This is a genomic window from Persephonella marina EX-H1, assembly GCF_000021565.1.
GTDB classification, from domain to species: Bacteria; Aquificota; Aquificia; order Aquificales; family Hydrogenothermaceae; genus Persephonella; species Persephonella marina.
The window spans coordinates 58999-83849 of record NC_012440.1; the positions used below are offsets into that span (position 1 = coordinate 58999).

Here is a 24851-nt window from a genome sequence, read left to right on the forward strand (position 1 = left end):
GTTTAGTATAATACTATCAGAAATCTATTAAGGAGAAATCTGATGACGGAGATAAACGGCAATCTATCGGCTGAAGGACTGAATTTCTGTATTGTTGTTGGAAGATTTAACGATCTTATAACAAACAAGCTTCTTGAAGGGGCGATAGACTGTATAGTCAGACATGGTGGCTCAGAGGATAATATCACTGTTGTCAGGGTTCCTGGATCATTTGAGATACCTCTTATAGCTAAAAAGGTGGCAAAGACAGGGAAGTATGATGCTGTAATATGTCTTGGTGCTGTGATAAGGGGATCAACACCACATTTTGAGTATGTTGCAGCGGAGGTTACAAAAGGTATAGCCCTCGTTTCACTTGAGACAGAGATACCTGTATCTTACGGCATCCTTACAACAGATACTATTGAACAGGCTGTTGAAAGGGCAGGAACAAAGATGGGGAATAAAGGTTTTGATGCTGCACTTTCAGCGATAGAGATGGCCAATCTTATAAAGGAAATCAGGTAATGGGAAAGTACAGAAAGAAAGCAAGGGAGATCGTTTTCAGAACGCTATACACCTATGATATAAAAGGTGGAGATCTTTTTGAGATAATGGAGGATCATATAAAGGATATCAGAGGAAAGCTATCTAAAAAGACTGTTGATTATATTTACTCAATACTTAAAGGTATAGATGAGCATCTCCCTGAGATAGATGATATCTTAAGGGAGAACCTGAAAAACTGGAGGCTTGAGAGGCTCGGTTATCCTGAGAGAGCCCTTTTGAGACTTGGTGTTTATGAACTGCTTTTCTCAGATATAGAGGACAAGGGTAGGGTTTTTATGGACATTCTTGATCTTACAAAATGCTATATAGATAATCCAGACACAGTCAAGTTTATAAATGGTGTTTTAAGTACAGTATACAAAAACAGGCAGAAAGTAAACCAATGAGAACAGCATATATATCTGATATACACGGAAATATCCACGCTGTTGAATCTCTTGAGAGAGATCTTAAAGATCAGGGTGTCGAGAGGATTATCTGTCTTGGAGATATACTGAATTTTGGGGCAAATCCTAAGGAAGTTCTTGAGTGGGTAAGGGAGAACTGTCATACAGTCCTGAGGGGAGAACATGATACATTTGTCTCACAGTGTGAGGATATATTTATAACAAATCCTGAAGCTATAAAGATGGCAGACTGGACCTACGATCAGATAACAGATGAAGACAGGGAGTATATAGCGTCACTTCCAAAGGATGGTGAGGTAGAGGGTTTTATAATTACCCATGATGAACCATCTGTTCCAGGAAGTATGTACTTTATAACATCTTTAAAGGATGCAAAGGATACATTCCCATGTTTTTCTGAGCAGATCTGTTTTTACGGCCATACACACATACCACTTATTTTTGTAAAGGATAAAGATAGTATAAAGCTTATTAGGGATGTTTCAGAGTGTCGTATAGAGGAGGGTAAACAGTATCTGATCAGTGTGGGGAGTGTAGGTCAGCCGAGGGATAGAGATCCAAGACTCTCTTATATAATCCATGATGAAGATAAAAAGAAGGTGTTAGTTAGAAGGGTGGAGTACGATTATGAGAAAGCGGCAAAAGAGATACTGAATAAAGGACTTCCCACTCTGTTCGCTGCGGCAATTACTAAGAAGCTTTAGCTACATCTTCTATTTTGTCATTTTCTGGAGAGTTATCGATCTTTACAAAGTTTTCGCAGACAAGTTTCTCAAATGCGTTCTCAACCCTCCACCTGAGCTCATATCCCCCATCACACTTTCCAAATTCTGTGATGTTTGAGCAGTTTAAACACTGTTTAATGAGAAGCATATCTTCCACCTCACAGTATATTAGTTTTATATATTGTATGGTTATCAATAATTAATAATAAATATTTGTTTTTAATAAGTCAATCCTGATCTAATCTTTTTTCTCTTCTTCCTGGTAGTATGTTGATATTGCTGTTTTGAGAACCTTAATTATTGTTCCTTCTGATATTTTCAGGGAAACTGTTTTTTCATCTATAGATTTTATCTCACCTATTATTCCACCGGATGTTATAACCTTTTCACCTTTTTTAAGATTTTTTAGAAACTCCTCATGCTTCTTTCTCTGCTGTTGCTGTGGTCTGTACAGAAGGAAGTAGAATATTGCTATGAGAAGTACCATCCATATTATTGCACTGATAAGTCCGCCTACAGGATCTCCTTGCATTCTAACCTCCTTATTTTAGTCCTATATATATTAACATATCTTGCATCTTTATTTTTTATGTATTATATTAATAAGTAAGTTTTAACTAACCGGCATCCCTAAAGCTACCTCCCTTCAAAAGGGGGTGCTTCCCCTTCTTTTTTTATATAATAGATAATCAATGGGAAAGATATTAATCATTCTGCTTATTACTGTAGGTTTAAGTTTTGGTCTGACAGAGCAGGAGAAAGACCGTCTTCTTATGCTTATTCAGGGTCTTTATAAGGATAAGGTCTACTCACTGGCAGCTAAAAAAGCCCAGGAATACCTTGATAAAACAGATCCAGATGATCCTTACAGGGAGAAGGTTTTTATATTACAGCTTCAGGCTTATATAAAGGAAGGGAATAAGGAAAAAGTACTGTCTATGATAGACAGGGTAAACAGTTATAACTTCTCTGAGGAAACAAAAAAGAGGGTTTATGCTACAGTTTTAAGCTTTTTTGAGAAAAATCCGGATGAGAAAGCAGAGGTTCTTAAAAGAATTATAAGATACACAGAAGGTTACGAGAGAAAAAAGCTTCTTGAAAAACTGGCTGCTATTTACTACAAGAACAAGAGATGGGCGAAGATCTTAGAACTTCCACCGGAGAAAGAACTTAATCTGTTGAAACTTATCGCCCTTTATAAAATGGGAAGGTATATGGATGTTATAAAAGAGACTGAGAGGATGGAAAAGTATCTTCCTGATCAGAAAGATGATGTTCTTTACTACAGGGCTCTTGCATTTTTCAAACTTGGGAGAGAGGATAAGGCGGCTTCCTACATGGAGGCTATAACATTTAAAACCCCTGAGGTTATAAAATTTCTGTCAGGTTATTACTTTAAAAGGAAAAAGTATCTGATCGCAGAGAAGTATCTCAGGCTTCTCACCCTTGAGAAGGGATATAAGGATTACGCTTTTTATATGTTAGGTGTTATTGAGGATCAGGGAAAGAGATACAAAAAAGCTGCCGAGTATTACAAAAAAGCATCGGAGTTTAAGACAAGATACGGAGATCTTGCGAGAAAGAGGATACTACAGCTTAAGAAAGCAGGTGTTATAGATACAGAAGGTAAAACCTATTACTCTGTAAGGGTTATCCTATTTTACTCTGAGAAAAGGGCTAAGAAATTTATAAAGAGATATGGTCTTGAAGAATGTTTTACAAAGCCTTACAAAAAGTATATAGCCGTTTACTGTGGGATGTATCAGACAAAGAAAGAGGCCGTAAAAGAGAAGAAAAGATTAATGGAGAAAGGTCTGAAGGACGTTATAATTGAGAAGATAAAAATATAACCAAGATCATTTTTTTTCCTAATTTTTCAAAGTATCCTTTTTTAAAATCCAAAAGGAGGTATGTTGTATGTCAGCTGAGTTTAAGCATGTTTTTGTCTGCCTTCAGAGAAAACCACCTGGAATGCCTAACTGTGGTGAGAAAGGTGCAGACATGATATTCCAGAAGTTTCAGGAAGAGCTTATGATGAAAAACCTGTTTGATAAAATGGCCGTTACACCAACTGGATGTATGGGTCCATGTATGATGGGTCCAACTGTTGTTGTGTATCCTGATGCTGTCTGGTACGGAAACGTAAAGCCTGAGGATGTTCCTGAGATTATTGAGAAACATATACTCGGTGGAGAGCCCGTAGAAAGACTCGTAACATCAAAAGGAAAACCACCTGCAACATTTTAGATATAAGGGGGATCTTCCCCCTTACTTTATCAGATCTTTTATTCTCCTGTATATCTCAACAGTGGCCTTTGATTTATTTAATGTATAAAAATGCAGTCCTTTAACACCGTTTTTTAGAAGATCCTCACACTGCTCTGTTGCATAATCTATACCTATCTTTGCTACTTCCTCTGGACTGTTCTCAACCTTCTCAAGTTTTTCAACAAGATCTTTAGGGATTGTTGCACCGCACATCACAGCAAACTTCTCAATCTGTCTGAAGTTAGTTATAGGCATTATTCCCGGTATGACAGGAATGTTTATGCCTTCTTTACTTAACAGGTCCATATACCTGTAGAAATAGCTGTTATCAAAAAACATCTGTGTTATTGCAAACTCAGCTCCGGCCTCAACCTTTTTTTTGAAGTAGTATATATCCTTCTCAAGTGATGGACTTTCAGGGTGACCTTCAGGATATGCAGCAACGCCTATACTGAAATAATCACCGAACTGTTCTCTTATAAATGATACAAGCTCATTTGCGTATCTGCATCCATCAGGTGGGAAGACAAAACTCTCTTCCTGCCCCTGTGGTATATCTCCTCTTAATGCCAGTATGTTCTGTATTCCTATATCTTTGTAACCTTTAAGAATATCGTAGATCTCCTTTTTAGAATGTCCTATGCATGTTAGATGGGCCATAACAGTAAGGTTACACTGCTCATGAATCCTTTTAACTACCCTTATGGTTCTCTCCCTTGTGCTTCCACCTGCACCGTACGTAACGGATACAAATGTTGGATTCAGTTTTTCAAGATCTTTGATCGTTCTAAATAGCTGATCCTCACCTTCAGGTGTTTTTGGAGGAAAGAACTCAAATGATATGCTCGTATTGATATGTTTTAATATCTCTCCTATCTTCATGGAAATAGTATAGAGGTAAAAATCTGATTTTGCAAATTATTTGCAAAAAGGGGAAGAGATCCCCTATTTTGCAACCTCAATAAATCTTGATTCTCTTATTGTTGTTATCTTTATCTGACCCGGGAACTCAACCTCTTTTTCTATTCTCTTTGCTATCTCCTTTGTGAGCATGTAAGCCTCTTCATCTGAGAGCTTTTCGGCGTTAACTATTATTCTTACTTCCCTTCCTGCCTGTATAGCGAATGATTTTTCAACATTCTCAAACGAGTTAACTATAGCCTCAATCTTCTCAAGTCTGTTTATATAAGACTGGAGAGCTTCCCTTCTTGCTCCAGGTCTTGCTGCTGAAAGTGCGTCAGCAGCTGCAACCAGAACAGCCTCAGGATATCTTGCAGGTTCGTCATTGTGGTGATAAAGGATAGCGTTTATAACAACATCAGGCTCACCGTATCTTTTAGCAAGTTCAGCACCTACCTTTGAGTGTGATCCACCAACCTCATGTGAGATTGATTTTCCAACATCATGCATAAGACCACCTCTCTTGGCAGCCTTCTCATCTAAACCAAGCTCAGCAGCCATTATACCTGCAAGGTGTGCAACCTCTTTTGTGTGGAGAAGAACGTTCTGTGTATAGGATGTTCTGTAGTAAAGCTTTCCTATGTAGTAGAAAAGTTCAGGGTGAACATCTGTAAATCCAAGCTCAAGACATGTCTCCTCACCAAGCTTTCTTATGTGTGATTCCATCTCATCCTTTACTTTAGTAACGATCTCCTCAATCCTTCCTGGATGTATTCTTCCGTCCGCTATAAGTCTCTCAAGGGATCTTTTTGCTATCTCCCTTCTTAATGGATCAAATGAGGATATTGTTACTATGTCTGGAGTGTCGTCTATTATAAGATCAACCCCTGTTTCCATCTCAAAGGCTCTTATATTTCTACCTTCCCTTCCTATAATCCTTCCTTTGAGATCGTTACTTGGGAGATCAACTACGGATATTGTGTGAGATGTTGTTATCTCTGGAGCAAGTCTCTGTATAGCTGTAACAAGATTCCATTTAGCCTCCTTCTCTGCCTCTTTTCTTGCCTCTTCTTCAATCTCCTTCATAAGTTTTGCTGCTTCAAGTTTAGCTTCCTCTTCAACCTTTCTTAAAAGCTCCTCTCTTGCCTCTTCCTTTGTCATAGACGCTATTCTCTGGAGCTCTAACATGTACTGTTCTTCTGCAGCTTTTAGTTTTGCCTCTTTCTCCTCAATCTCTTTCTGTATTGATCTTATCTCCTCTTCAAGCTTTTTGATCTCATCCCATTTTTTATCAAGTTCCTCTTCCCTGTGTTCAAGTCTTGCAAGCCTTTTCTCAAGCTGAGCCTCTCTGCTCATCAGTGTTTTTTCAAGGTTCTGCAGCTCTTCCCTCTCAGATTTAAGCTCTTTTTCAAGCTCCTGTTTTCTCTTCAGTATCTCTTTCTCTATTATTATCTCCTGCTGCTGTTTGAGACTTTCAGCCTCCCTCACTATCTCCTCAGCCTTTCTCTTTGCCTCAGCCTCAAACTCCTTTATTATCTCTTCAGCCTTTCTTCTTGCTTCCCTCTCTATCTCCTCCTTATTTTTTATTATCTCTTCAGCTTTTCTTTCCTTCTCTTTGAGTGTTTTTCCAACAGTTGCTTTACACGCAGCAAATCCCGCTGCCGTTCCAACAGCTAAAGCTGATATACCAACAACTATCTCTACCATCTTTCACATTCCTCCTTTCGTATTAATTGTTCTGGTGGGAGTGATAATAAGATCAACAGGTACGTCGTGAGATTCCACAGGGAGCTTTTCAACAACCTGGAAGTCGTAAGCAAGTCCCACCTTGAGACCCTTTATCCTCTTTAAAAGCCTGTCGTAGTAGCCTTTTCCGTAGCCGAGTCTGTGACCTCTAAGGTCATAAGCTACAGCAGGAACAACAACTATATCGATATCTTCTACAGGAAAAGCTTCTCCTTCAGGCTCTAATATGCCTGCATATCCTCTCTTTAAGCCTGATAGGTCTGAGATCTGGATGGGGATTATATCGTGATCCTTAACCTTTGGAAGAAGAACAACCTTTTTTGTTTTTAGAAGTTCTTCTATTATTGGAAGTGTGTTTACCTCATTTTTATGAGGGTAGTACAGAAGGATAGAGTTTGCCCTCTGAACCTCTTCCAGCTGAAGAAACCTATCTTTTATTTTTAAGGCATCCTCTTCAGCCTTCTCATATCTTCTTCTTTTTTGAAGTAACTCTTCTCTAACTCTCTGTTTCAATTTGACCTCCCAGTAACTGGAAGGTCACGCGGTATAAACCCGCAGGGACCGACGGGATACTGAGCCCTTTCTGGACCCAAACAAAAGGTGGGTGCTCTCACCGTGTTCCCACGGGATACACGGGATTTTGAGCTCCCTTTAAGTTAGCTATAGCCCAGAAACTACCGCTGCATCCCTATCGAGCCCCCGCAGGCAACTTATTCTTTTATCTGAAAATATATTTAATACCATCTTTACCGCGTTAAACCTTCCTACTGTCTAAGTTTTAGATCAGGAATCTCTTCCTTCATTTTCTGTATAACAAGCTCAACCTCTTTATTTACCTCTTCGTCAGATAAGCTCCTGTCCTCAGCTCTGAACTCAACAGAAAGAGCAACACTCTTTCTGTCACTGGATATGTAGTAAATATCAAAAAGCTCCACCTTATCAATCAGTTCAGAGCTTCTGTTTAAAACATTTATTAATTTATCTATCTGAAGATTTTCTGCAACCTCAAATGCAAGATCCCTTTTAACTGAGGGGTATTTAGGTAGCTCTCTAAATACTGGTATTTCAGCATTTTTATAAAGTGTGAAGAGGTATCCTTCCTTAAGAGAGCTGTCGTTTATATCCCTTGGAACATATCTAAGTTTTAGTTCAGCTATATATGTTTCCTTTGGTATCTCAAGTCTGTCTGCCTTTTCAGGATGGATCTTTCCTATATAACCTACATACTGATCATTTATGTATATATCAGCAGATTCATAAGGGTTCAGATAAGGAAGATCAGAAGGGATATATCTTACATCTTTTAATCCTATTGATCTTAAGTAGCTGTTAATAAGACCTTTAACTTTAAGGAAGTTCCACTTATCTGTTGTTGAGAATCTCTGATCATCTCTCGTGAAATTAAAGCCTTTTATATACCTTCCTGAGAGAAGTAATCCTACCCTTATTTCTTCGTATTCCTCAAAGAAAGCTGATGAGATCTCAAAGACTGACAGATCCTTTATCTGGTGTCTTAAATTCTCCTGAAAGACACCGATAAGACTTACTGCGAGGTTATCTCTCATCACACTCTGTGTTTTTAAAAGGTAGTTCTCTATTCTTATCACAGGTACAGGAATTCCGAGGATATTGAATATCTCTTCTCCTACAAATGTGTATGTTACTACCTCATCAAGACCATTATCCTTGAGGAAATCCCTTGTTCTCAGCTCAAACAGATACTCGTCACTTTTTCTGAAGCTCTCAACGGATACCCTCGGGTATTTCTCACCGAAAGTATCAAAACCTTTCAGTCTTCCTACCTCTTCAACAAGGTCTATCTCCCTTTTTAGATCAAAAGCCCTGAATGATGGTATCTGGGATACCGTTCCATCCTCCTCTATCTCTGTGGGTATCTCAAGTCTGTTTAAAAGATCTGAACATTCCTCCTTAGGAATGGATACGCCCAGTATTCTCTCAACAGTCTTCTCTCTGAGTTTTATCTTCTCTGGTCTGTAAGGATCTGGATAGATATCCTTTTCTCCTACAGCCTTTCCACCTGCTGTTTTAAGTATGAGCTCAACAGCTTTATCCTGGGCGTTAGGAAGGTTCTGTATATCAACACCCCTTTCAAATCTGTATGAAGAATCTGTTGATACAGCAAGTCTTTTTGCTGTTTTCCTTACAGATATACTGTCAAATACAGCTGCCTCTAAAAGTATGTTCTTTGTGTTGCTGTCAACTTTTGTGTTATCACCACCTATAACACCTGCGATGGCTATAACTTTTTTATCATCAGCTATAACAAGGTCAGTCTCTTTGAGCTGTTTTTCCTCACCATCCAGTGTAACTATTTTTTCACCTTCCCTTGCATTCCTTACATAAACAGCCCCTTCTATCTTGTCAAGATCAAATGCATGTAAAGGCTGACCTTCCTGGAGAAGTATGTAGTTTGTTATATCAACAACGTTGTTTATAGGGTTCATTCCTGATTTTATAAGCTTAAGCTGAATATGGAAAGGAGATGGTCTGATATTGACATCCTTTATTATGATACCTCTGTATCTGGTACATCTTTCTGAGTTTACAAATATCTCAGGAATGATCTCTTCAGCTATTGATATAACAGGGAATACTTCCTTTCTTTTTATACCGAATATAGCGCCTATCTCCCTTGCAAGACCTCTAACACTTAAAGCATCTCCCCTGTTTGGTGTTATCTCAATCTCTATTATCTTCTCATCACCAAGTCCAAGTATCCTGTTTGGGTCTTCGCCGGGCTTGATATCATCTGGGAGTATAAGAACACCTTCCGATTTTTCAGATATTCCAAGCTCCTCAAGTGAGAGGAACATACCTTCAGACTGGATAGAACCGAAATTCCTTTTTGTTATCTTTATTCCTTTTATTACAGAACCTTCTTTAGCAAGGATTACTGTACTGCCCTCTTTTACATTATCAGCACCTGTGACTACCTGGTATACCTTATGACCGTCTGTAGCTTCACATACGAGGAGTTTATCCCTTTCTGGATGTTTCTTTACAGAGAGTATCTTTACAGTTACTATCCCTTCAATATACTCGCCAAAAGTCTCACATACAGCCTCTATACCTGTAGTGTTCAGCCTCTCTACAACTTCCTCAGCAGGAATATCTATATCAATAAACTCCTTTATCCATGAGTAAGGAACTCTCATCTTATCCCCTTAAACTGCTGATTAAATCTCATATCACCTGTAAACAGAAGTCTTATATCTGTGATTCTGTATTTGAGCATTGCTATTCTTTCAATACCAAGACCGAAAGCAAATCCTGTGTACTCTTCAGGGTCTATACCAACAGCTTTAAATACTTCAGGATCAACCATTCCACATCCAAGAATCTCAAGCCATCCTGTCCCCTTACATACTCTACATCCCTTTCCACCACATACGGTACATCCTATATCAACTTCTGCAGAAGGTTCTGTAAATGGGAAGTAGCTCGGTCTGAACCTTATCTTTGTGTCCTTCCCAAAAACGGACTCTAAGAATATCTTAAGAATACCTTTCAGATCTCTGAATGTAACATCCCTGTCAACCAGAAGTCCTTCTATCTGGTGGAACATTGGGGAGTGTGTTGGATCTGCATCCTTCCTGTATACCCTTCCCGGAGCTATCACAGCTATAGGAGGTTTATGTTTAAGCATCGTTCTTATCTGAACAGGGGATGTGTGTGTTCTGAGGATATCCCCATTGTTCAGGAAGAATGTGTCCTGCATATCCCTTGCAGGATGGTCCGGTGGGATGTTCAGCATATCAAAGTTGTACTTTTCTTTTTCAACCTCTGGTCCTTCAGCAACAGAGAATCCCATTGATATGAATATCTGGGATATCTCTATAAGCGTTGATATAACTGGATGAGAGCTTCCAGACTCTATCCATTGTGGAGGAAGAGTTATATCTATCCTGTTTTTTCTTAGCTCTTCCTCTAAAGCCTTTTTCTTCAGTAACTCGGTTTTTTCTTTAAGAGCTTCCTCTAGCTCATCTTTTATCCTGTTTGCAAGCTGTCCTATCTCCTTTCTTTCCTCAGGAGACAGCTTTCCCAGTGTTTTCAGTATAGACTTTATCTTACCTTTCTTTCCAAGGTAGTTTACCCTTATATCATTAAGTTTGCCTATATCTGATGCTTCTTCTATAAGTTTTTTAGCCTCTTCTTCTAAAGCTTTCAGATCCTCTTTAAGCCCCAACTTCCACCTTCCGATCTATGCTGCTGATTTCTGTGATATAGCTTCCTTTGCCTTTTCTGCAAGCTTTGTGAATGTTTCAGGATCAGCTACAGCTATATCAGCAAGCATCTTTCTGTTAAGATCTATACCTGCAAGTTTGAGACCATGCATAAACTGGCTGTAAGAAAGACCGTTAAGTCTTGCAGCAGCATTTATTCTCTGTATCCACAGTCTTCTGAACTCTCTTTTTCTTAATCTTCTGTCTCTGTACTCATACTGTAGAGATCTTAAAACCTGTTCTTTAGCTCTTCTAAAAGATCTGTGTTTTGCTCCGTAGTATCCTTTCGCTAACTTTAATATCTTCTTTTTATGCTTCTTTGATGATGGTCCTTTTACTCTCATCTTTTTCCTCCTTGTTCAAGATTTAAACCTGGTAAGGTATTAACTGTTTGACTCTGTCTGCTATGTTTTCAGGAACATAGTCAGCCTTTCTTCCCTGTCTTTTTCTCTTGCTTGATTTCTTTGTGTTGTAGTGTGAAACACCACCTTTCCAGTATTTTATCTTTCCTTTAGCTGTAACTTTAAATCTTTTAGCAGCTGTTTTGTTTGTTTTCATCTTAACTTTAGCCATAATAATTTAAACCTCCTTTATTTCTAAATTTAGAAAAATGGAAAGATAGACTTAATAGTATAAAAAGTTTTTGAAAAATAATCAAATTGATATCTATCAGCTTTAGATGTAGTTTTAAGAAAAAATAAAGGTAGGAGGTTAGCTATGGGCAGGATTATTTTAATATTTCTCATCTTTGTCGTAACAGCTTCAGCAGGTAACATCAGGCTCAAAGAACCGCCTAAGGAACTTGGAAAGTACTACCCGCCAAACTCTGAAGGATATCCGTTTGTTTCCTTGATGCACACGCTTTCACTTTCTCTGACAGGAACTGTTGTTTCTGTTCAGGAAAAAGACTGGAAAAATGCTGAGAAATGGGCTTTAAAACTTAAGAAAAACTATCTGAAGATAGGTGATAAGGTGAAAAAATGGGATAAACTTCTTAAGAAAGAGGCTGTAAATAATCTTGTCTTATCTGTTAAAAAGAGGGATGTTAAAGGATTTAAGCAGAACTTGCAGATTGTAGGCAAGAGCTGTGTTCAGTGTCACAAAAACTATAAGATATCTGCAAGGATACTTTACAGATTCCCTTCATTTCATACCGTCTCTATAGAGGATCCTGTTTCAGAACTTGATATTGATTTCCATGATTATATGAAAAAGATGACAGACGATATGAAAAAGTTAAAGATATACATTTTTGACGGTAAGAAAAAAAGAGCTTTGAAATCTGGAACCAGATTTATTAAAAGGTTTGAGGCTTTAAAGCAGTCCTGCAGCGACTGCCACTCAGGTAAAGCTTCTGAGAGTCTTTACTTCGGTGGTAAGGTTAAGGAAGGCCTGTCTATGGTAAAAAATGGATTGAGAAAGGGAGAAAGGGAGAAGATATTCAAAGGGCTGAGACTTATAGGCGTCTTTAACTGTACAAAATGCCACAACACCCATATCATACAGGCTGAACTACAGGAGAGATTTAAAAAGAGATGATATGGTTAATACTGGCTGTATCAATCTTTTTTACAGGTTGTGATAGTATAAAGGATCTGTTTATTGAGGAAGATCTTTTAAAAAGGCCTGAAAGTAAAAGATGTGGAGAGTGTCACAGGGTTATATACAGTCAGTGGAAGGAGTCAAGGCACAGTAAAAGCTGGATAAGTGAAGATTATAAAAAGAGAACAGAGAACTACAGGAAGGTAAAATGTTACTCCTGCCATATACCATATCAGGTAGATCCTCTAAAGGAGCCTGATCACAGAAAGAAGAACAGACACGATGGGGTGAACTGTGTTTCCTGTCATTTTAAGGATGAGACAGGATCAATTCACGGCGGGTATGATGTTTTCTCACCGCCTCACCCTTCAAAGAAAGACACGAACTATAAAAGGTCTGAGATCTGTGGTGGATGCCATAAAAGGACATATCAGCAGTGGAAAAGCTCAAAAACGGAAAAAAGCTGTCAGAGCTGCCATATGCCTTCAAAAAAAGGTTACCTGATACAGAAATTTCCGTTCCAGTATCTACATCTGAAGAAAGATATTCACAACCATTCTTTTCCGGTTCCGATCCCGGATAAAGGATCATTTGATCTAAAAGTAAAGTTAGAGGAAGACAGAATAGCGGTTATGCTGAAAAATCTTAAGATTCCCCACTCAGTTCCAACAGCTGATAATGGGAGACCTAAATACTATGTTACAGTTGAGCTTTTTAATAGAGGGAAACCTGTTTACAGAGAGAGATACCTTATAACATCAAAGGATCCATTGAACTACAGAGAGGAAAAGCTTATAGATTTTTATATTTTTGAAGATTTTACCCATCTGAAGATAACAGTTGAGAGAAAGTTATCGTGGAGTAAAAAAAGGGAGAAAGTTCTCGAAAAAACATTCAGGAAAGGAGATATCTTAGCTTCTCCATAAGTTTTCTTACAGCTTTACCCCTGTGTGATATTCTGTTTTTCTCCTCTAAATCAAGCTCTGCCATCGTTTTCTTATAACCTTCAGGTATGAAAACAGGATCGTAACCAAAACCTTTCTCCCCTTCAGGTTTTTCTGCAATCTTTCCATAACAGTACCCTTCCGTCCACAGACCAAAATCCTCAGGAATATAAAAAACAACAACGCTTACAAATCTTGCCTTCCTGTTTTTCTCATCTTTCAGAAGATCAAGTAGTTTCTCAATATTTGTTCTGTCTATGCTCTCTTTAATCTGGTAAACACCACCGAAATCTATACTGTAGAACCTTGCAGAGTAAACCCCCGGATAGTTTTTTAATGCCTCAACCTCAAGGCCTGCATCCTCCGCTATGACAGGTATCTTATAAAAATCTCCGTACTCCTTAGCCTTTTTAACAGCATTTTCAAGGAATGTTTCCCTGTCTTCCTCAACTTTTATTTTTTCAGGCATATCATCAAGTGAGAGTATCTGTATTCCAAGATCACCGAAAAGCTTTTTAAACTCTTTAAGCTTTCCTTTGTTTGTTGTTGCTACAAGTATCTTATCTATCCTCATATCTTCCCCTTAAAGATTTTTTGATAAACAGTGACAGAATCCAACAGCTATAGCGTCAGCCTCATCATTTGTCTCAGGTTTTATATTAAAAAGTTTCTGAACCATAAGATAAACATCCTCTTTCTTTGCCCAGCCGTATCCGGTTATAGCATTTTTCACCTGCTGTGGTGTGTACTCATAAACAGGTATCCTGTAAAATGCAGAAAGAAGAAGTATAACTCCCCTGATCTCTCCAAGTTTTATTATAGTCTGTGGGTTGTTACCGTAAAATGAAGACTCAAGGGCTATCTCATCAGGTGAGAACTCATTTATCGTTCTCTCAAGTGATTCGTATATTATTCTGAAGTTTTCAGGTTTTTTCCTTGATGTTTTTATAGTCCCAGAGCTTACAAGTCTGTGTTTTTTACCTGTTATCTTAAATATGGAAAACCCGGTACTGTAGTTTCCCGGGTCTATACCAAGAACTGTTTTTCCCATTACGATACTTTTTCCATCAGTTGCTGTGACATCTCAAAGTTAGAGTAAACTTTCTGAACGTCATCGTTATCCTCAAGTGCATCAAGAAGTTTCATAAGTTTAGTTGCTGTCTCCTCATCATTAATCTCAACAGTTGTTGTGGGGATTCTTGTGAGTTCTGCCTTTTCTATCTCTATGCCCTCTTTCTCAAGGTTTTCCTTAACAGTGTAAAGCTCTTTTGGTTCTGTTCTTATCTCGTAAAACTCCTCATCATCTGTTATAACATCCTCTGCTCCTGCCTCAATAGCCTTTTCAAAGACAGTTTCCTCATCGTACTTATCTTTTGGAACCAGTATCACACCTTTCTCTTCAAAGAGGAATGATACACAACCTGAAGATCCAAGATTTCCGCCATGTTTTGTGAATATATGTCTTACCTCACCTGTTGTTCTGTTTCTGTTGTCAGTCAGACACTCAACTATGATAGCAACACCTTCTGGCCCGTAGCCTTCATAAACGACCTCTTCGTAGCTCACACCTTCAAGCTCACCTGTTCCTCTTTTAATAGCTCTTTCTATATTTTCAACAGGCATGTTCGCCTTTTTTGCTTTTTCTATAGCTATTCTCAGTCTCGGATTGAACTCAGGGTCGCCACCTCCCTGTCTTGCAGCAACAGTTATCTCCCTTATTATCTTTGTGAACATCTGTCCCCTTTTTGCATCCATCTTCGCTTTTTTGTGTCTTATGTTATGCCATTTGCTATGTCCAGCCATCTTAAGACCTCCTTTCTTTCATTTTCAGAATGAAAATTATACTTAATTGTCATAAAATCAATATATTATAAAATAACATGGAAGAAAGTAAGATTTTAGAGATTTACAGAACGCTGCTGGATTTTTTTGGTTATCAGAACTGGTGGCCTGTTTATTCTGACAATCCTTTTGTGGAGATATCATTTGGGGCTATCCTAACACAGAACACATCATGGAAAAATGTTGAAAAAGCATTGAAAAATCTTATAGATGAAGATCTTGTAGATTTAGAAAAGGTAAGCTGTATTCATGAAGAAAAGCTCCAGGAGATAATAAAACCTGCAGGTTTTTATAAAAGAAAATCCAGAACTTTAATTGAGTTCTCAAGAAGGTTTAAAGATATTGAAAAAGATAAAATAACGAGAGATTTACTCCTTTCTGTAAAAGGAATAGGCAAAGAGACAGCGGACAGCATCTTACTTTATGCCCTTAACAGACCTTACTTTGTTGTTGATGCTTATACAAGAAGAGTATTCTCGAGGATAGGATTTTTTGATAAAAATTTAAGTTATGATGAGATTCAGGAGTTATTTGAGAAAAATCTACCTGAGGATACAGATATTTACAAAGAGTACCACGCCTTGATTGTTGAGCTTGGGAAGAGTTTCTGCAGAAAAAAGCCTTTATGCAAAGACTGCCCGTTATTTGCTAACTGTAAGTTCAGGATATATAATGTATGAAAAATTTTAAGGTATGTTAGTTGGACAGCTACTCTAAAAAAGGTTACAGGCTTTTTTTCAGGATAAGACCCCTTTTTAAAAGTTTACTCAGGATACATGTTGAGGGTATTGATAATATACCTGAAAAAGGAGGCTGTATTATAGCCTCAAACCATAGAAGTCATCTTGATCCTTTCGTTCTTAATACGGTATCTCCAAGACCTATACTTTTTATGGCAAAAAGGGAGCTGTTCGGTATCCCTCTCCTTGGCTGGATAATAAAAAAGGCAGGAGCCATACCTGTTAACAGAAATAAAAGGGATATAAACGCTTTAAAAAAGTCTATTGAGCTTTTAAAATCCGGAGAGTGTGTTGGTATATTCCCTGAAGGGACAAGAGCTAAGCCAAAGAGTTTCAGAAAACCTCAGAGCGGCGTTGGACTTCTTGTATCAAGAACGGACGTTCCTGTTATACCTGTAAGGATTGAAGGAACAGATGATATATTTCCTGTTGGATCAAAATTTCCAAAGTTATTCAGATCACGTATCTACGTAAAGATAGGAAAGCCTTTATATTTTGAGGAAAAGGAAGATTATAAAAGTATATCTGAGAAGATTATGGAATCAATAAAATCTCTTTAGGAGGTAAAGATGGCTAATATAAAGGTTGCTGAAAGTGCTGGATTCTGTTTCGGTGTTAAAATAGCTGTAGATTCTGCTGTAGAGGCAGGAAAGAAGTTTGGAAAGGCCTTTACAAATGGCCCCATTATACATAACAAGCAGGTTGTACAGTTCCTTGAAGGACTTAATGTAAAAGAGCTTAAATCTTACGATCAGTTAAAAAGAGGGGACACGATACTTATAAGATCACACGGTGTTCCGCCTAAAACTGAGAGAATGTTAAACCAGCTTGGTGTCAATGTTATAGATGCAACATGTCCGTTTGTTAAAAAGGTTCATGAAAAGGTAAAACAGCTTGTTGAAGAAGGTTACTATGTTGTTATCATAGGTGAGGAGGGGCATCCTGAGGTTATAGGTATATTAGGCCATTTAGAGGAAGCAGGGGGGAAAGGTATCGTTGTTGAAAATATGGAAGATCTTATAAGGAAGTTTCCAAGAAGGAATAAGGTTGGGGTTGTTGCACAGACAACACAGAATGAGGAGTTTTTTGAGGAGGCTGTTGGTTATATAGCATCAAATGTTGAGGAGCTTAAGGTTTTTAACACGATATGTGACGCAACATCAGTGAGACAGGAAGAGGTGAAAAGACTGGCAAAAGAGGTTGATGTGATGATAATAATCGGTGGAAAGCACAGCGGGAATACAAGAAGGCTCGCCCAGATATCAAAAGCCTTAAATCCAAATACATACCATGTTGAGAAAGCTGATGAACTGGATTCAGAATGGTTTAAAAATGCCGAAAATATAGGGGTAAGTGCAGGTGCATCAACACCAGACTGGATAATAAAAGAGGTTGTGGAAAGGATAAGGGAAATAACAGGCTAAGGGGGAAAAAGATGTGGATGAGAGGGTAAACATCCTTGTTGAAGCCTGGAGGCAGGCTGTTGAACAGGGAGCAAACTATAAAGCTCTTCTAATAATATTCACCGTATTCATAGCTGTTGTTATCTTTTTTATGTTTTATATGAAGCTCAAGGAGATCGTAAGTCTTAAATACATGAAAAAAGCCTTTTTTGAAGAAGCATCACTTTACGATCTGACACCTGAAGAAGCGGAGATACTCTGGAAGTACGCAAGGAAACTTAAGAGAGATCCATTTCTCACACTGGAGATAAAGGCAACATTTGAGAAGGTTATACAGCAGTATACTAACGAAAACCCTGATTTTGACGATAATATGATAAGAAATATGAGGAAAAAGCTTGGCTTTGATACATTACCTGAATATGTGCCTCTTGTTACAACAAAGGATATCGATATCTTCCAGACAGGAAAAATGTTTACAGAGACAGGGAAGAGCTATTCCGTTGCTCTGTATGACAAGGATGAGAGATTTATGTACTGGCTACTGATAGATACGCATCAGCCATTTGACTTTAAGAAAGGGGATAAGGTTAAGGTGAAATTTTTAAGGAGAAATGATGGTATATACACAATTGAGACTGTTATTGAGGACATAATAAGGGAGGATGATAAGTATATAGTCAAGCTTCCACATGTTTTTAAGATGGAAAGGGTGCAGAGACGTAAGGAGTTCAGGGTTCATGTCCAGTTCCCCGTCAGTCTTACATTTAAATTTGATGAAGAGGAAGTGAAGATAGAGGCTGAAGCTGTGGATATTAGCTCTGAAGGTATCAGAGTATGTATCCCGGAAGATATCCATCAGAAGTACAGACTTAACATAGGAAAAGAGATATATGTGGAGTTTAAACTTAACAACAGAACATTCAGTTTTGAGTCTTCAATAAGGAATATTTACAGGGAAGAAAAGAAGGTATGTTACGGACTTCATTTTATGAAGATGGAAGAGAGGGATAAGGAATCCATTGTTAGTTTTATTATAAGAGCAGAACAGGAACTTTTAAAACAGTACAAAAAATTGTTGGGAAGATCAAAAACGAAAAGGGTGTAAAAGGAAATGGATATATCAACGATTATAGGTATAGTAGCCGCTTTTTTACTTATAGTTATATCTATCGCTATAGGTGGAAGTCCACTTGCCTTTGTTAATATACCTTCCATACTTATCACAGTTGGTGGTGGACTTTCTGCAACCCTTACATCCTTTCCGATGAAGGATCTTTTTTCTGGATTGAAGGCCATAACAAAAGCCATGAATCCAGGTCTTCCTGATCCGATGGAGCTTACAGACTTTCTTGTTGATGTTGCAAACAGAGCAAGGAAGGACGGTATACTGGCACTTGAATCAAATATTGATGAATTTTACGGAAGGGATCCATTTTTTGGTGAGATAATGAGAATGCTTATTGACGGTCAGGATATAGAAGAGATAAGAAGTAATGCTGATAGCTCACTTATGAAGATTGAGCAGGAGCTTTCAACGGAGGTTGCCGTCTGGGAAACTCTTGGTGAGCTTTTCCCTGCATTTGGTATGATAGGGACACTGATAGGTCTTATACAGATGCTCCAGAATCTTAACGATCCATCAGCTTTAGGTCCCGGTATGGCTGTTGCTATGATCACAACTCTTTACGGAGCTATTCTTGCAAACGCATTCTGTGTGCCTGTATCTAAAAAACTTAAGCTTTACAAGGATCTTTCACTTCTTTATAAAGAGTCTTACATGTTTACAGTTGAGGCTATAAACAATGGAACAAACCCTAACGTTTTAAGAAGTAAACTGATGTCTCTCTTTGGGATAAAAGGTGGAGAAGAATAGAAAATGCCCCGTAAGAAAAAACAGGAATGTAAGGGCATTCCTGGATGGCTTGTAAGTTTTGGAGATCTGATGTCACTTCTACTCACATTCTTTATACTTCTGTTCTCAATGGGAACGATCTCCCTGGAAAAATTCCATATGGTGATAAAGGGGATAACAGAATCCCTCGGGGGAAGAAAGATCATCCATGAGGAAAAGATCCTGAACACCTCAAATATTGAGGTTGAATTTCCTGAGATGTATATGAAGTTAAAAAAAAAGAGAAACAAACTTCAAAAAGATCTAAACAGACTTGAGCAGCTTCTTGAGAAAGCAGGAATTGAAGCTGAGGTTGAAAAACATGGTAGTATCATCAGGTTCAGGCTGAACACGGAAAGGATGTTTCCATCTGGAAGTGCTACACCTTATAAGGAGGTTGTCCCACTACTACTTGAGGTCTGTAAAAGGCTGAAAGAGACACAGTTCCCAATCACAATAGAGGGTCACACAGACAATACCCCTATAAGATTCAAGTCAAACCTGGAACTATCTGCAGAAAGAGCACTTTCAGTTCTGAAGCTTTTTAAAAGCTGTGGTTATCCGGACAGACTTTTATCGGCGAGAGGATACGGAGAGTACAGACCTCTCGTTCCAAACGATACCCCAGAAAACAGAGCTAAAAATAGAAGGATAGAGATAGTTATTGATACTTCAGGATAAGAGGTTAAACTTTGGCACGTAAAAAGAAAGAGGAATGTCCCAGTGTTCCAGCATGGATAATAAGTTTCAGTGATTTGATGTCTCTGCTTTTAACATTTTTTATACTCCTTTACTCAATGTCTGTTCTCGATATAAAAAAACTGATGAAATTCCTCTGGTACTTTCAGGGTGAGGAGGCATTTGTAGCAACAAAAACTGTTACTGTTATACCACCTATAAGTCTTCTCCAGAAAGATATAGCCCTTGAGATAAAAAACAGGATAAAAAGAATTCTTCCAATGCACGCTTACCAGATAGAAGCTATAGAAAACTATATTGTTGTGAGACTTTTCAATGATGTGATATTCAAACCTGATTCTGCAGAGCTGACAGAAAAATCAAAAAAGGCCCTGAGAGGTGTTGCAAATGCTTTAAAGGCTCTTGATAAGGCCTATTCAGAAGTTTTAATAAACGGACATGCATATGTTGTTACAAAGGGTATTGATCCGTGGAAGCTTTCTATAAAAAGGGCTGTTGTCGTTGCACAGTACCTTATTGAGCATGGAGTTAATCCAGAGAAGATAGCTGTTACAGGTTATGGAAACACCAAACCTGTGTATACGTGGAACCATCCCCTTTTAAAAAGAAGAAATGACAGGGTAGAGATATTTATAAAACTTAAAGATTTCAGAGAAGATCTTATGAAAGATGAGAAGGTTAAAGGCGGTAAGAAGGATTAATCTGGTATAATTACCGGATGGTTAAAAAGGTTATACTTAACAGTTCAGGTGTTGATAAGATCAGTTCTCTCAATCCATGGATTTACAGGAAGGAGATTAAGAAGTTTCCTAAAGATGTGGAAAAAGGGGATATCGTTTATCTGTACTCATCAAAAGGTAATCTGTTAGGTACAGGATATATAAATCCTGAAAGCAAAATATCTGTTCGTGTTTTAAGCTTTTTTAAAAAGAAGGATATAGATTTTGATTTTATAAAAGAAAGGATCTTAAAAGCCTACAGGAAAAGGTACAGACTATTAGAAAAGACAGATGCTGTAAGGGTTGTACATTCTGAAGCTGATGGCCTTCCCGGGCTGATAGTTGATCTTTACGACAGATACCTCTCTGTACAGATAAATACAGCGGGAATGGAAAGATTCAGGGAAAATATAATAAAAGCCCTGATTGATATCTTTGAGCCTGAGGGAATTGTTGAAAAATCAGATGAGAAATCAAGGGAGAAAGAAGGCTTAAAGACGGAAAATAAGGTTGTTTATGGTAAAGTCCCTGAAAGTATTGTTATTCATGAAAATGGAGTAAAGTTCTATATCCAGCTTGAGAAAGGCCAGAAAACAGGTTTTTATCTTGATCAGAGAATAAACAGGTTCATAGTTTCTGAGTATATTAAAGAGGGTGATTCCGTACTTGATCTTTTTTCTAACGCTGGTGGTTTCGGTATATATGCAGGTATTAAAGGAGCAAAAGATATAACATTCGTTGATATATCAAAAAATGCTGTATCTTTAATAGACAAAAACTGTGAACTGAACGGCATAAAGGGATACACCGTTTACAGGGAAAATGTTTTTAAATTTCTGACAGACTCCGGAAGTATGGATAAAAGGTATGATCTTATAATTCTTGATCCCCCATCATTTGCGAAAAACAGATATGAGGTTAAAGATGCAATTAGAGGCTTTAAATTCCTTATATCAAGGAGTCTGGAGATATTAAATGATGGAGGGTTTTTAGCTGTATTTTCCTGCTCTTACCATGTTTCGCTTGATGATCTGAAAAAAACCGTTCTTGATGTCTCAAAGAACATGAGATGTGGTGCGGAGATTGTTAAACATCTTTACCAGGATGAGGATCATCCCTATATTTTAAATATACCATTCTCCCTTTATCTTAAAGGTCTACTGATAAGAAAAAATGAAGATTAAGGACCTGATCAGGATAGGCAGTGAAAGACTTAAAGAGGCTGGGATAAAAACACCTGTTACGGATACGCAGATACTTCTCTCTTACGTTTTAAAACTTCCAAGATGGAAGCTTATAACGGAGAGGGAGGAGGAAATACCAAAGGAAAAGGTTATGGAATTTTTTTCCCTTATAGAAAGAAGGGCTCAGAGGGAACCACTTGCATATATAACAGGTGAAAAGGCATTTTACGGTCTTGATTTTAAGATAAAAAAAGGTGTTCTTATACCAAGACCCGAGACTGAGATACTTGTTGATGAGGTTTTAAAGAGAATTCCTGAGGATAAAAGAGTTTTGGGTCTTGAGATCGGAGTTGGTTCAGGGGTTATATCAATATCCCTTTTAAAGTACAGACATAACCTTTTTATGTATGGTGTTGATATATCTGAGAAAGCTCTGGAACTTACAAGGGAAAATGCAAAAATTCACAGGGTTTCAAGTAGATTAAAACTTTTAAAATCTGATCTTTTTAAAGATGTTCCACATATTAAGTTTGATTTTATAGTATCAAACCCACCTTATGTGTCTGCTGAGGAGTACGCTGGTCTTGAAGAAGAGGTTAAAAAAGAACCTGTTGAGGCATTGATAGGTGGTAAAGGGGGTATAGAATTTTACGAAAGGATAGTAAAAGAGGGTAAAATATATCTGAAAGAAAAAGGTTTTTTTGGATTTGAAATAGGTTATACCCAGTCGGATAGAGTTAAGAAGATACTACAGGATGAGGGTTTTAACGTAAAGGTATATAAAGACCTTCAGGATTACGACAGGGTAGTTATAGGAGAGAGAAATGGTTGAAATCAGAAGTAATACAGCAGATTATCTTGAGATATTGGGGGGAGAATCGCTTAAGGGGACTGTTGAGATATCAGGTGCAAAAAACTCTGCCCTTCCTGACATGGCAGCAACAATACTTACAGATGAGACCGTTGTACTTGAGAATGTTCCCGACCTCCTCGATGTTTTCACTATGAGATCACTTTTAAACCATATAGGTATGGAAGTTGATGAGCTTAGAAAAGGGGTTTTCCAGTTCAGACTCAGAGATATAAACTCACTTGAGGCTCCCTATGAGCTTGTCAGCAAAATGAGAGCTTCCATTCTTGTTTTAGGTGCTGTTCTGACAAGGTTCAGATACGCTAAGGTGGCCTTACCTGGTGGATGTTCCATAGGAACCAGACCTGTTGATCTTCATCTTGAAGCTTTAAAGAAGATGGGTGCGAGAATAAAGGTTGAGCATGGATATATATATGCTGAGGCACCTGGTGGACTTGAAGGAGCAGAGATAAACTTTCCAAAGATAACGGTGACAGGAACTGAGAATATAATGATGGCAGCTGTTCTCGCAAAGGGAAGAACGGTTATTAACAATGCAGCAAGAGAGCCTGAGGTTGTTGACCTTGCAGATATGCTTAAAAAGATGGGGGCTGATATAGAGGGAGAGGGAACAGAAAGAATAGTAATAAACGGTGTTGAAAAACTGTCTGGAACGGTACACAGAATAATACCTGACAGGATAGAGGCAGGAACGTTTGCCATACTCTCTGCTCTTTTTGATGGGAATATAACGATAAAAAACTATCCTGTTGAGTATCTTGAGTATGTACACAGGGTTTTTGAAAGGATAGGAATAAAGATCATCCAGATAGGTGAAAATCATATCGCGGTTAAAAGGGAAGGGCGTTTAAAACCTGTTTTTGTGGAGACAAAAGAGTATCCTTATTTTCCTACAGATCTTCAGGCACAGCTTATGACGCTTCTCACTGTGGTTGATGGGAACTCAAAGATCACTGAGAACATTTTTGAGAACAGGTTTATGCATGTTCCGGAGCTTCAAAGACTTGGAGCAAAGATAAAGATAGACGGCAGAACTGCTTATATAAAAGGGGTTAGGAGACTGACAGGAGCTGAAGTAAGGGCAACAGATCTGAGGGCAAGTGCAGCAATGGTTATAGCAGGTCTTATAGCTGAAGGCAAAACAGTGATATACGATATATACCATCTTGATAGGGGGTATGAGAATATAGACCAGAAATTAAGAATGCTGGGGGCAAGGATTACGAGAGAAAGTCTTTAAGATGTCTTTTCATAGCAAGGGCTCTGAGTTTTTTTAAAGCTCTCTGTTCAAGCTGTCTCACCCTTTCCCTTGAGATACCCAGGATCTCACCTACCTCAGTTAATGTTTTTGGCTCCTCACCGTTCAGTCCGAACCTGTGCTCTATTATGGCCCTTTCCCTTTCATCAAGAACGTTAAGAAGTGTGTTAAGCTCTTTATGTAATGACTCTTCAACTATCTCTTTTTCAACATCCTCAGTTCCCTTTTTTGAAAGAACGTCAAGGAGCGTAAGATCCTCCCCTTCTTCACCGAGAGGTTTATCAAGGGAGTAAGGCATTCTCACAACCTGAAGGGCATTTTTTACCTTTTTAGGGCTTGCTCCTACTTTCTCTGCTATCTCTTCAATTGTAGGCTCCCTTTTCAGCTCTTCTTTGAGCTTCTCGTATGTTTCTTTCACTTTACTTATGAACAGTGACTCTTTAACAGGTATTCTTACAGCCCCTGTCTGCTGGAATATAGTCTGCATAATAGCCTGTCTTATCCACCATACAGCGTATGATATGAATTTTACATCCCTCTCAGGATCAAACCTTTTCGCAGCCTCTATAAGACCTAAATTTCCAGCGGCTATAAGATCTGTTAATGGAACACCCCATCCCATAAAGTTTTTTGCAACATTAACAACAAAACGTAGATTCCCTTCTACAAGTTTTTTAAGAGCCTCTTTATCCCCCTTTTTTGCTCTTTTAGCAAGCTCCTTTTCTTCCTCAGGTGTTAAAAGGGGATGTTCTGCCATTTTCTGTATGTATAAGTTTAAGGTTGTTTGTTCTTTTTCTGTGTCTGCCATTTTCAGCCTCTTAATAGGTAATATTATAAATAGTAACTATTACTGATACACCGTTTTATGATATTATTCAGGATACTATTAACCTAATGCCAAATATTTTACTTTTCA

General features: G+C 38.1%; 30 protein-coding genes. 17 read left to right on the plus strand and 13 right to left on the minus strand.

Features of this window, described 5'->3' with window-relative positions:
- Nucleotides 1–42 precede the first annotated feature (42 nt).
- From ribH to PERMA_RS00310, 3 genes are read left to right on the plus strand one after another with little or no spacing between them, the layout of a single operon-like run.
- On the plus strand, nt 43–507 hold the full coding sequence (ribH, locus tag PERMA_RS00300; RefSeq protein WP_012676400.1) for a 6,7-dimethyl-8-ribityllumazine synthase: 465 nt from the start codon (nt 43–45) through the stop codon (nt 505–507).
- Nucleotides 507–935: a transcription antitermination factor NusB gene (gene nusB / locus PERMA_RS00305; RefSeq protein WP_012676034.1), complete on the plus strand. Its 429-nt coding sequence runs from the start codon at nt 507–509 to the stop codon at nt 933–935. Before ribH ends, nusB begins: the two co-directional genes overlap by 1 nt.
- On the plus strand, nt 932–1660 hold the full coding sequence (locus PERMA_RS00310) for a metallophosphoesterase family protein (protein WP_012675795.1): 729 nt from the start codon (nt 932–934) through the stop codon (nt 1658–1660). The genes nusB and PERMA_RS00310 overlap by 4 nt, the downstream gene beginning before the upstream one ends.
- Here the strand turns inward: PERMA_RS00310 and PERMA_RS00315 are convergent.
- Nucleotides 1647–1829 carry a hypothetical protein gene (locus PERMA_RS00315; RefSeq protein WP_015899038.1) on the minus strand — a complete coding sequence of 61 codons (183 nt, stop codon included), beginning with the start codon at nt 1827–1829 and terminating at the stop codon, nt 1647–1649. The genes PERMA_RS00310 and PERMA_RS00315 overlap by 14 nt on opposite strands.
- A gap of 90 nt (nt 1830–1919) precedes the next feature.
- Nucleotides 1920–2213, minus strand: coding sequence for a preprotein translocase subunit YajC (yajC, locus tag PERMA_RS00320; RefSeq protein WP_012675450.1), 294 nt, complete (start codon nt 2211–2213; stop codon nt 1920–1922).
- Between the two features lie 160 nt (nt 2214–2373).
- On the opposite strand from yajC, the gene PERMA_RS00325 reads away from it, so the two are divergent.
- Nucleotides 2374–3531, plus strand: coding sequence for a tetratricopeptide repeat protein (locus PERMA_RS00325; RefSeq protein ID WP_012676049.1), 1158 nt, complete (start codon nt 2374–2376; stop codon nt 3529–3531).
- A gap of 67 nt (nt 3532–3598) precedes the next feature.
- Nucleotides 3599–3928, plus strand: coding sequence for a (2Fe-2S) ferredoxin domain-containing protein (locus PERMA_RS00330; protein ID WP_012675239.1), 330 nt, complete (start codon nt 3599–3601; stop codon nt 3926–3928).
- Between the two features lie 21 nt (nt 3929–3949).
- Here PERMA_RS00330 and metF read toward each other — a convergent pair whose 3' ends face one another.
- The 7 genes from metF to rpmI form a co-directional block, all read right to left on the minus strand.
- Entirely contained in the window at nt 3950–4831 is an 882-nt protein-coding gene (gene metF / locus PERMA_RS00335) for a methylenetetrahydrofolate reductase [NAD(P)H] (protein ID WP_012676291.1), read from the minus strand.
- Nucleotides 4832–4894: 63 nt separating this feature from the next.
- The gene (rny, locus tag PERMA_RS00340; RefSeq protein ID WP_012675875.1) at nt 4895–6556 is read right to left on the minus strand and encodes a ribonuclease Y; all 1662 of its coding nucleotides are present in this window, start codon (nt 6554–6556) and stop codon (nt 4895–4897) included.
- A gap of 3 nt (nt 6557–6559) precedes the next feature.
- A complete protein-coding gene (locus tag PERMA_RS00345) occupies nt 6560–7108 on the minus strand; it encodes a 5-formyltetrahydrofolate cyclo-ligase (RefSeq protein WP_012676412.1) in 549 nt (182 codons plus the stop codon).
- Nucleotides 7109–7359: 251 nt separating this feature from the next.
- The gene (pheT, locus tag PERMA_RS00350) at nt 7360–9771 is read right to left on the minus strand and encodes a phenylalanine--tRNA ligase subunit beta (RefSeq protein ID WP_012676075.1); all 2412 of its coding nucleotides are present in this window, start codon (nt 9769–9771) and stop codon (nt 7360–7362) included.
- Nucleotides 9768–10802 carry a phenylalanine--tRNA ligase subunit alpha gene (pheS, locus tag PERMA_RS00355; RefSeq protein ID WP_015898874.1) on the minus strand — a complete coding sequence of 345 codons (1035 nt, stop codon included), beginning with the start codon at nt 10800–10802 and terminating at the stop codon, nt 9768–9770. Before pheS ends, pheT begins: the two co-directional genes overlap by 4 nt.
- Nucleotides 10803–10817: 15 nt before the next feature.
- Complete coding sequence (rplT, locus tag PERMA_RS00360) at nt 10818–11183, minus strand: 50S ribosomal protein L20 (protein WP_012675919.1); 366 nt, start codon at nt 11181–11183, stop codon at nt 10818–10820.
- A 22-nt stretch (nt 11184–11205) separates the two neighbouring features.
- The gene (rpmI, locus tag PERMA_RS00365; protein WP_012676830.1) at nt 11206–11412 is read right to left on the minus strand and encodes a 50S ribosomal protein L35; all 207 of its coding nucleotides are present in this window, start codon (nt 11410–11412) and stop codon (nt 11206–11208) included.
- A gap of 144 nt (nt 11413–11556) precedes the next feature.
- Here rpmI and PERMA_RS00370 point away from each other — a divergent pair, with 144 nt between their 5' ends.
- Both PERMA_RS00370 and PERMA_RS00375 read left to right on the plus strand, forming a co-directional pair.
- Nucleotides 11557–12378 (plus strand): cytochrome c, encoded by an 822-nt coding sequence (locus PERMA_RS00370; RefSeq protein WP_012675907.1) that lies wholly within the window; start codon nt 11557–11559, stop codon nt 12376–12378.
- Nucleotides 12375–13307, plus strand: a complete 933-nt coding sequence (locus PERMA_RS00375; protein WP_012676122.1) for a multiheme c-type cytochrome — start codon at nt 12375–12377, stop codon at nt 13305–13307. The genes PERMA_RS00370 and PERMA_RS00375 overlap by 4 nt, the downstream gene beginning before the upstream one ends.
- Here the strand turns inward: PERMA_RS00375 and rdgB are convergent.
- The 3 genes from rdgB to PERMA_RS00390 are packed head-to-tail and all read right to left on the minus strand — an operon-like array spanning nt 13276 to nt 15128.
- Complete coding sequence (gene rdgB / locus PERMA_RS00380) at nt 13276–13899, minus strand: RdgB/HAM1 family non-canonical purine NTP pyrophosphatase (RefSeq protein WP_015898905.1); 624 nt, start codon at nt 13897–13899, stop codon at nt 13276–13278. The genes PERMA_RS00375 and rdgB overlap by 32 nt on opposite strands.
- A 9-nt stretch (nt 13900–13908) precedes the next feature.
- The gene (gene ruvC / locus PERMA_RS00385; RefSeq protein ID WP_012676301.1) at nt 13909–14376 is read right to left on the minus strand and encodes a crossover junction endodeoxyribonuclease RuvC; all 468 of its coding nucleotides are present in this window, start codon (nt 14374–14376) and stop codon (nt 13909–13911) included.
- Nucleotides 14376–15128 carry a YebC/PmpR family DNA-binding transcriptional regulator gene (locus PERMA_RS00390; RefSeq protein ID WP_012675434.1) on the minus strand — a complete coding sequence of 251 codons (753 nt, stop codon included), beginning with the start codon at nt 15126–15128 and terminating at the stop codon, nt 14376–14378. Before PERMA_RS00390 ends, ruvC begins: the two co-directional genes overlap by 1 nt.
- 77 nt (nt 15129–15205) lie before the next feature.
- Here PERMA_RS00390 and PERMA_RS00395 point away from each other — a divergent pair, with 77 nt between their 5' ends.
- From PERMA_RS00395 to murA, 10 genes are read left to right on the plus strand one after another with little or no spacing between them, the layout of a single operon-like run.
- Entirely contained in the window at nt 15206–15847 is a 642-nt protein-coding gene (locus PERMA_RS00395) for an endonuclease III domain-containing protein (protein ID WP_012676044.1), read from the plus strand.
- A 20-nt stretch (nt 15848–15867) separates the two neighbouring features.
- Nucleotides 15868–16467, plus strand: coding sequence for a lysophospholipid acyltransferase family protein (locus PERMA_RS00400; protein ID WP_012675220.1), 600 nt, complete (start codon nt 15868–15870; stop codon nt 16465–16467).
- A gap of 9 nt (nt 16468–16476) precedes the next feature.
- A complete protein-coding gene (gene ispH / locus PERMA_RS00405) occupies nt 16477–17331 on the plus strand; it encodes a 4-hydroxy-3-methylbut-2-enyl diphosphate reductase (RefSeq protein ID WP_012676334.1) in 855 nt (284 codons plus the stop codon).
- Between the two features lie 13 nt (nt 17332–17344).
- Nucleotides 17345–18418, plus strand: coding sequence for a flagellar brake protein (locus PERMA_RS00410; RefSeq protein ID WP_012676865.1), 1074 nt, complete (start codon nt 17345–17347; stop codon nt 18416–18418).
- A gap of 6 nt (nt 18419–18424) precedes the next feature.
- Complete coding sequence (locus PERMA_RS00415) at nt 18425–19186, plus strand: motility protein A (protein WP_012676556.1); 762 nt, start codon at nt 18425–18427, stop codon at nt 19184–19186.
- Nucleotides 19187–19189: 3 nt separating this feature from the next.
- Entirely contained in the window at nt 19190–19885 is a 696-nt protein-coding gene (locus tag PERMA_RS00420; RefSeq protein ID WP_012675898.1) for an OmpA/MotB family protein, read from the plus strand.
- 11 nt (nt 19886–19896) lie between these two features.
- Nucleotides 19897–20604 carry an OmpA/MotB family protein gene (locus PERMA_RS00425; protein WP_012676764.1) on the plus strand — a complete coding sequence of 236 codons (708 nt, stop codon included), beginning with the start codon at nt 19897–19899 and terminating at the stop codon, nt 20602–20604.
- Between the two features lie 17 nt (nt 20605–20621).
- Nucleotides 20622–21806: a class I SAM-dependent rRNA methyltransferase gene (locus PERMA_RS00430; RefSeq protein WP_012675957.1), complete on the plus strand. Its 1185-nt coding sequence runs from the start codon at nt 20622–20624 to the stop codon at nt 21804–21806.
- Nucleotides 21796–22638, plus strand: coding sequence for a peptide chain release factor N(5)-glutamine methyltransferase (prmC, locus tag PERMA_RS00435; RefSeq protein WP_012676577.1), 843 nt, complete (start codon nt 21796–21798; stop codon nt 22636–22638). Before PERMA_RS00430 ends, prmC begins: the two co-directional genes overlap by 11 nt.
- Nucleotides 22631–23917, plus strand: a complete 1287-nt coding sequence (murA, locus tag PERMA_RS00440; RefSeq protein ID WP_012675312.1) for a UDP-N-acetylglucosamine 1-carboxyvinyltransferase — start codon at nt 22631–22633, stop codon at nt 23915–23917. The genes prmC and murA overlap by 8 nt, the downstream gene beginning before the upstream one ends.
- On the opposite strand, the gene PERMA_RS00445 is transcribed toward murA, so the two are convergent.
- Nucleotides 23898–24743 (minus strand): sigma-70 family RNA polymerase sigma factor, encoded by an 846-nt coding sequence (locus PERMA_RS00445; RefSeq protein WP_012676632.1) that lies wholly within the window; start codon nt 24741–24743, stop codon nt 23898–23900. The genes murA and PERMA_RS00445 overlap by 20 nt on opposite strands.
- Nucleotides 24744–24851: the final 108 nt, after the last annotated feature.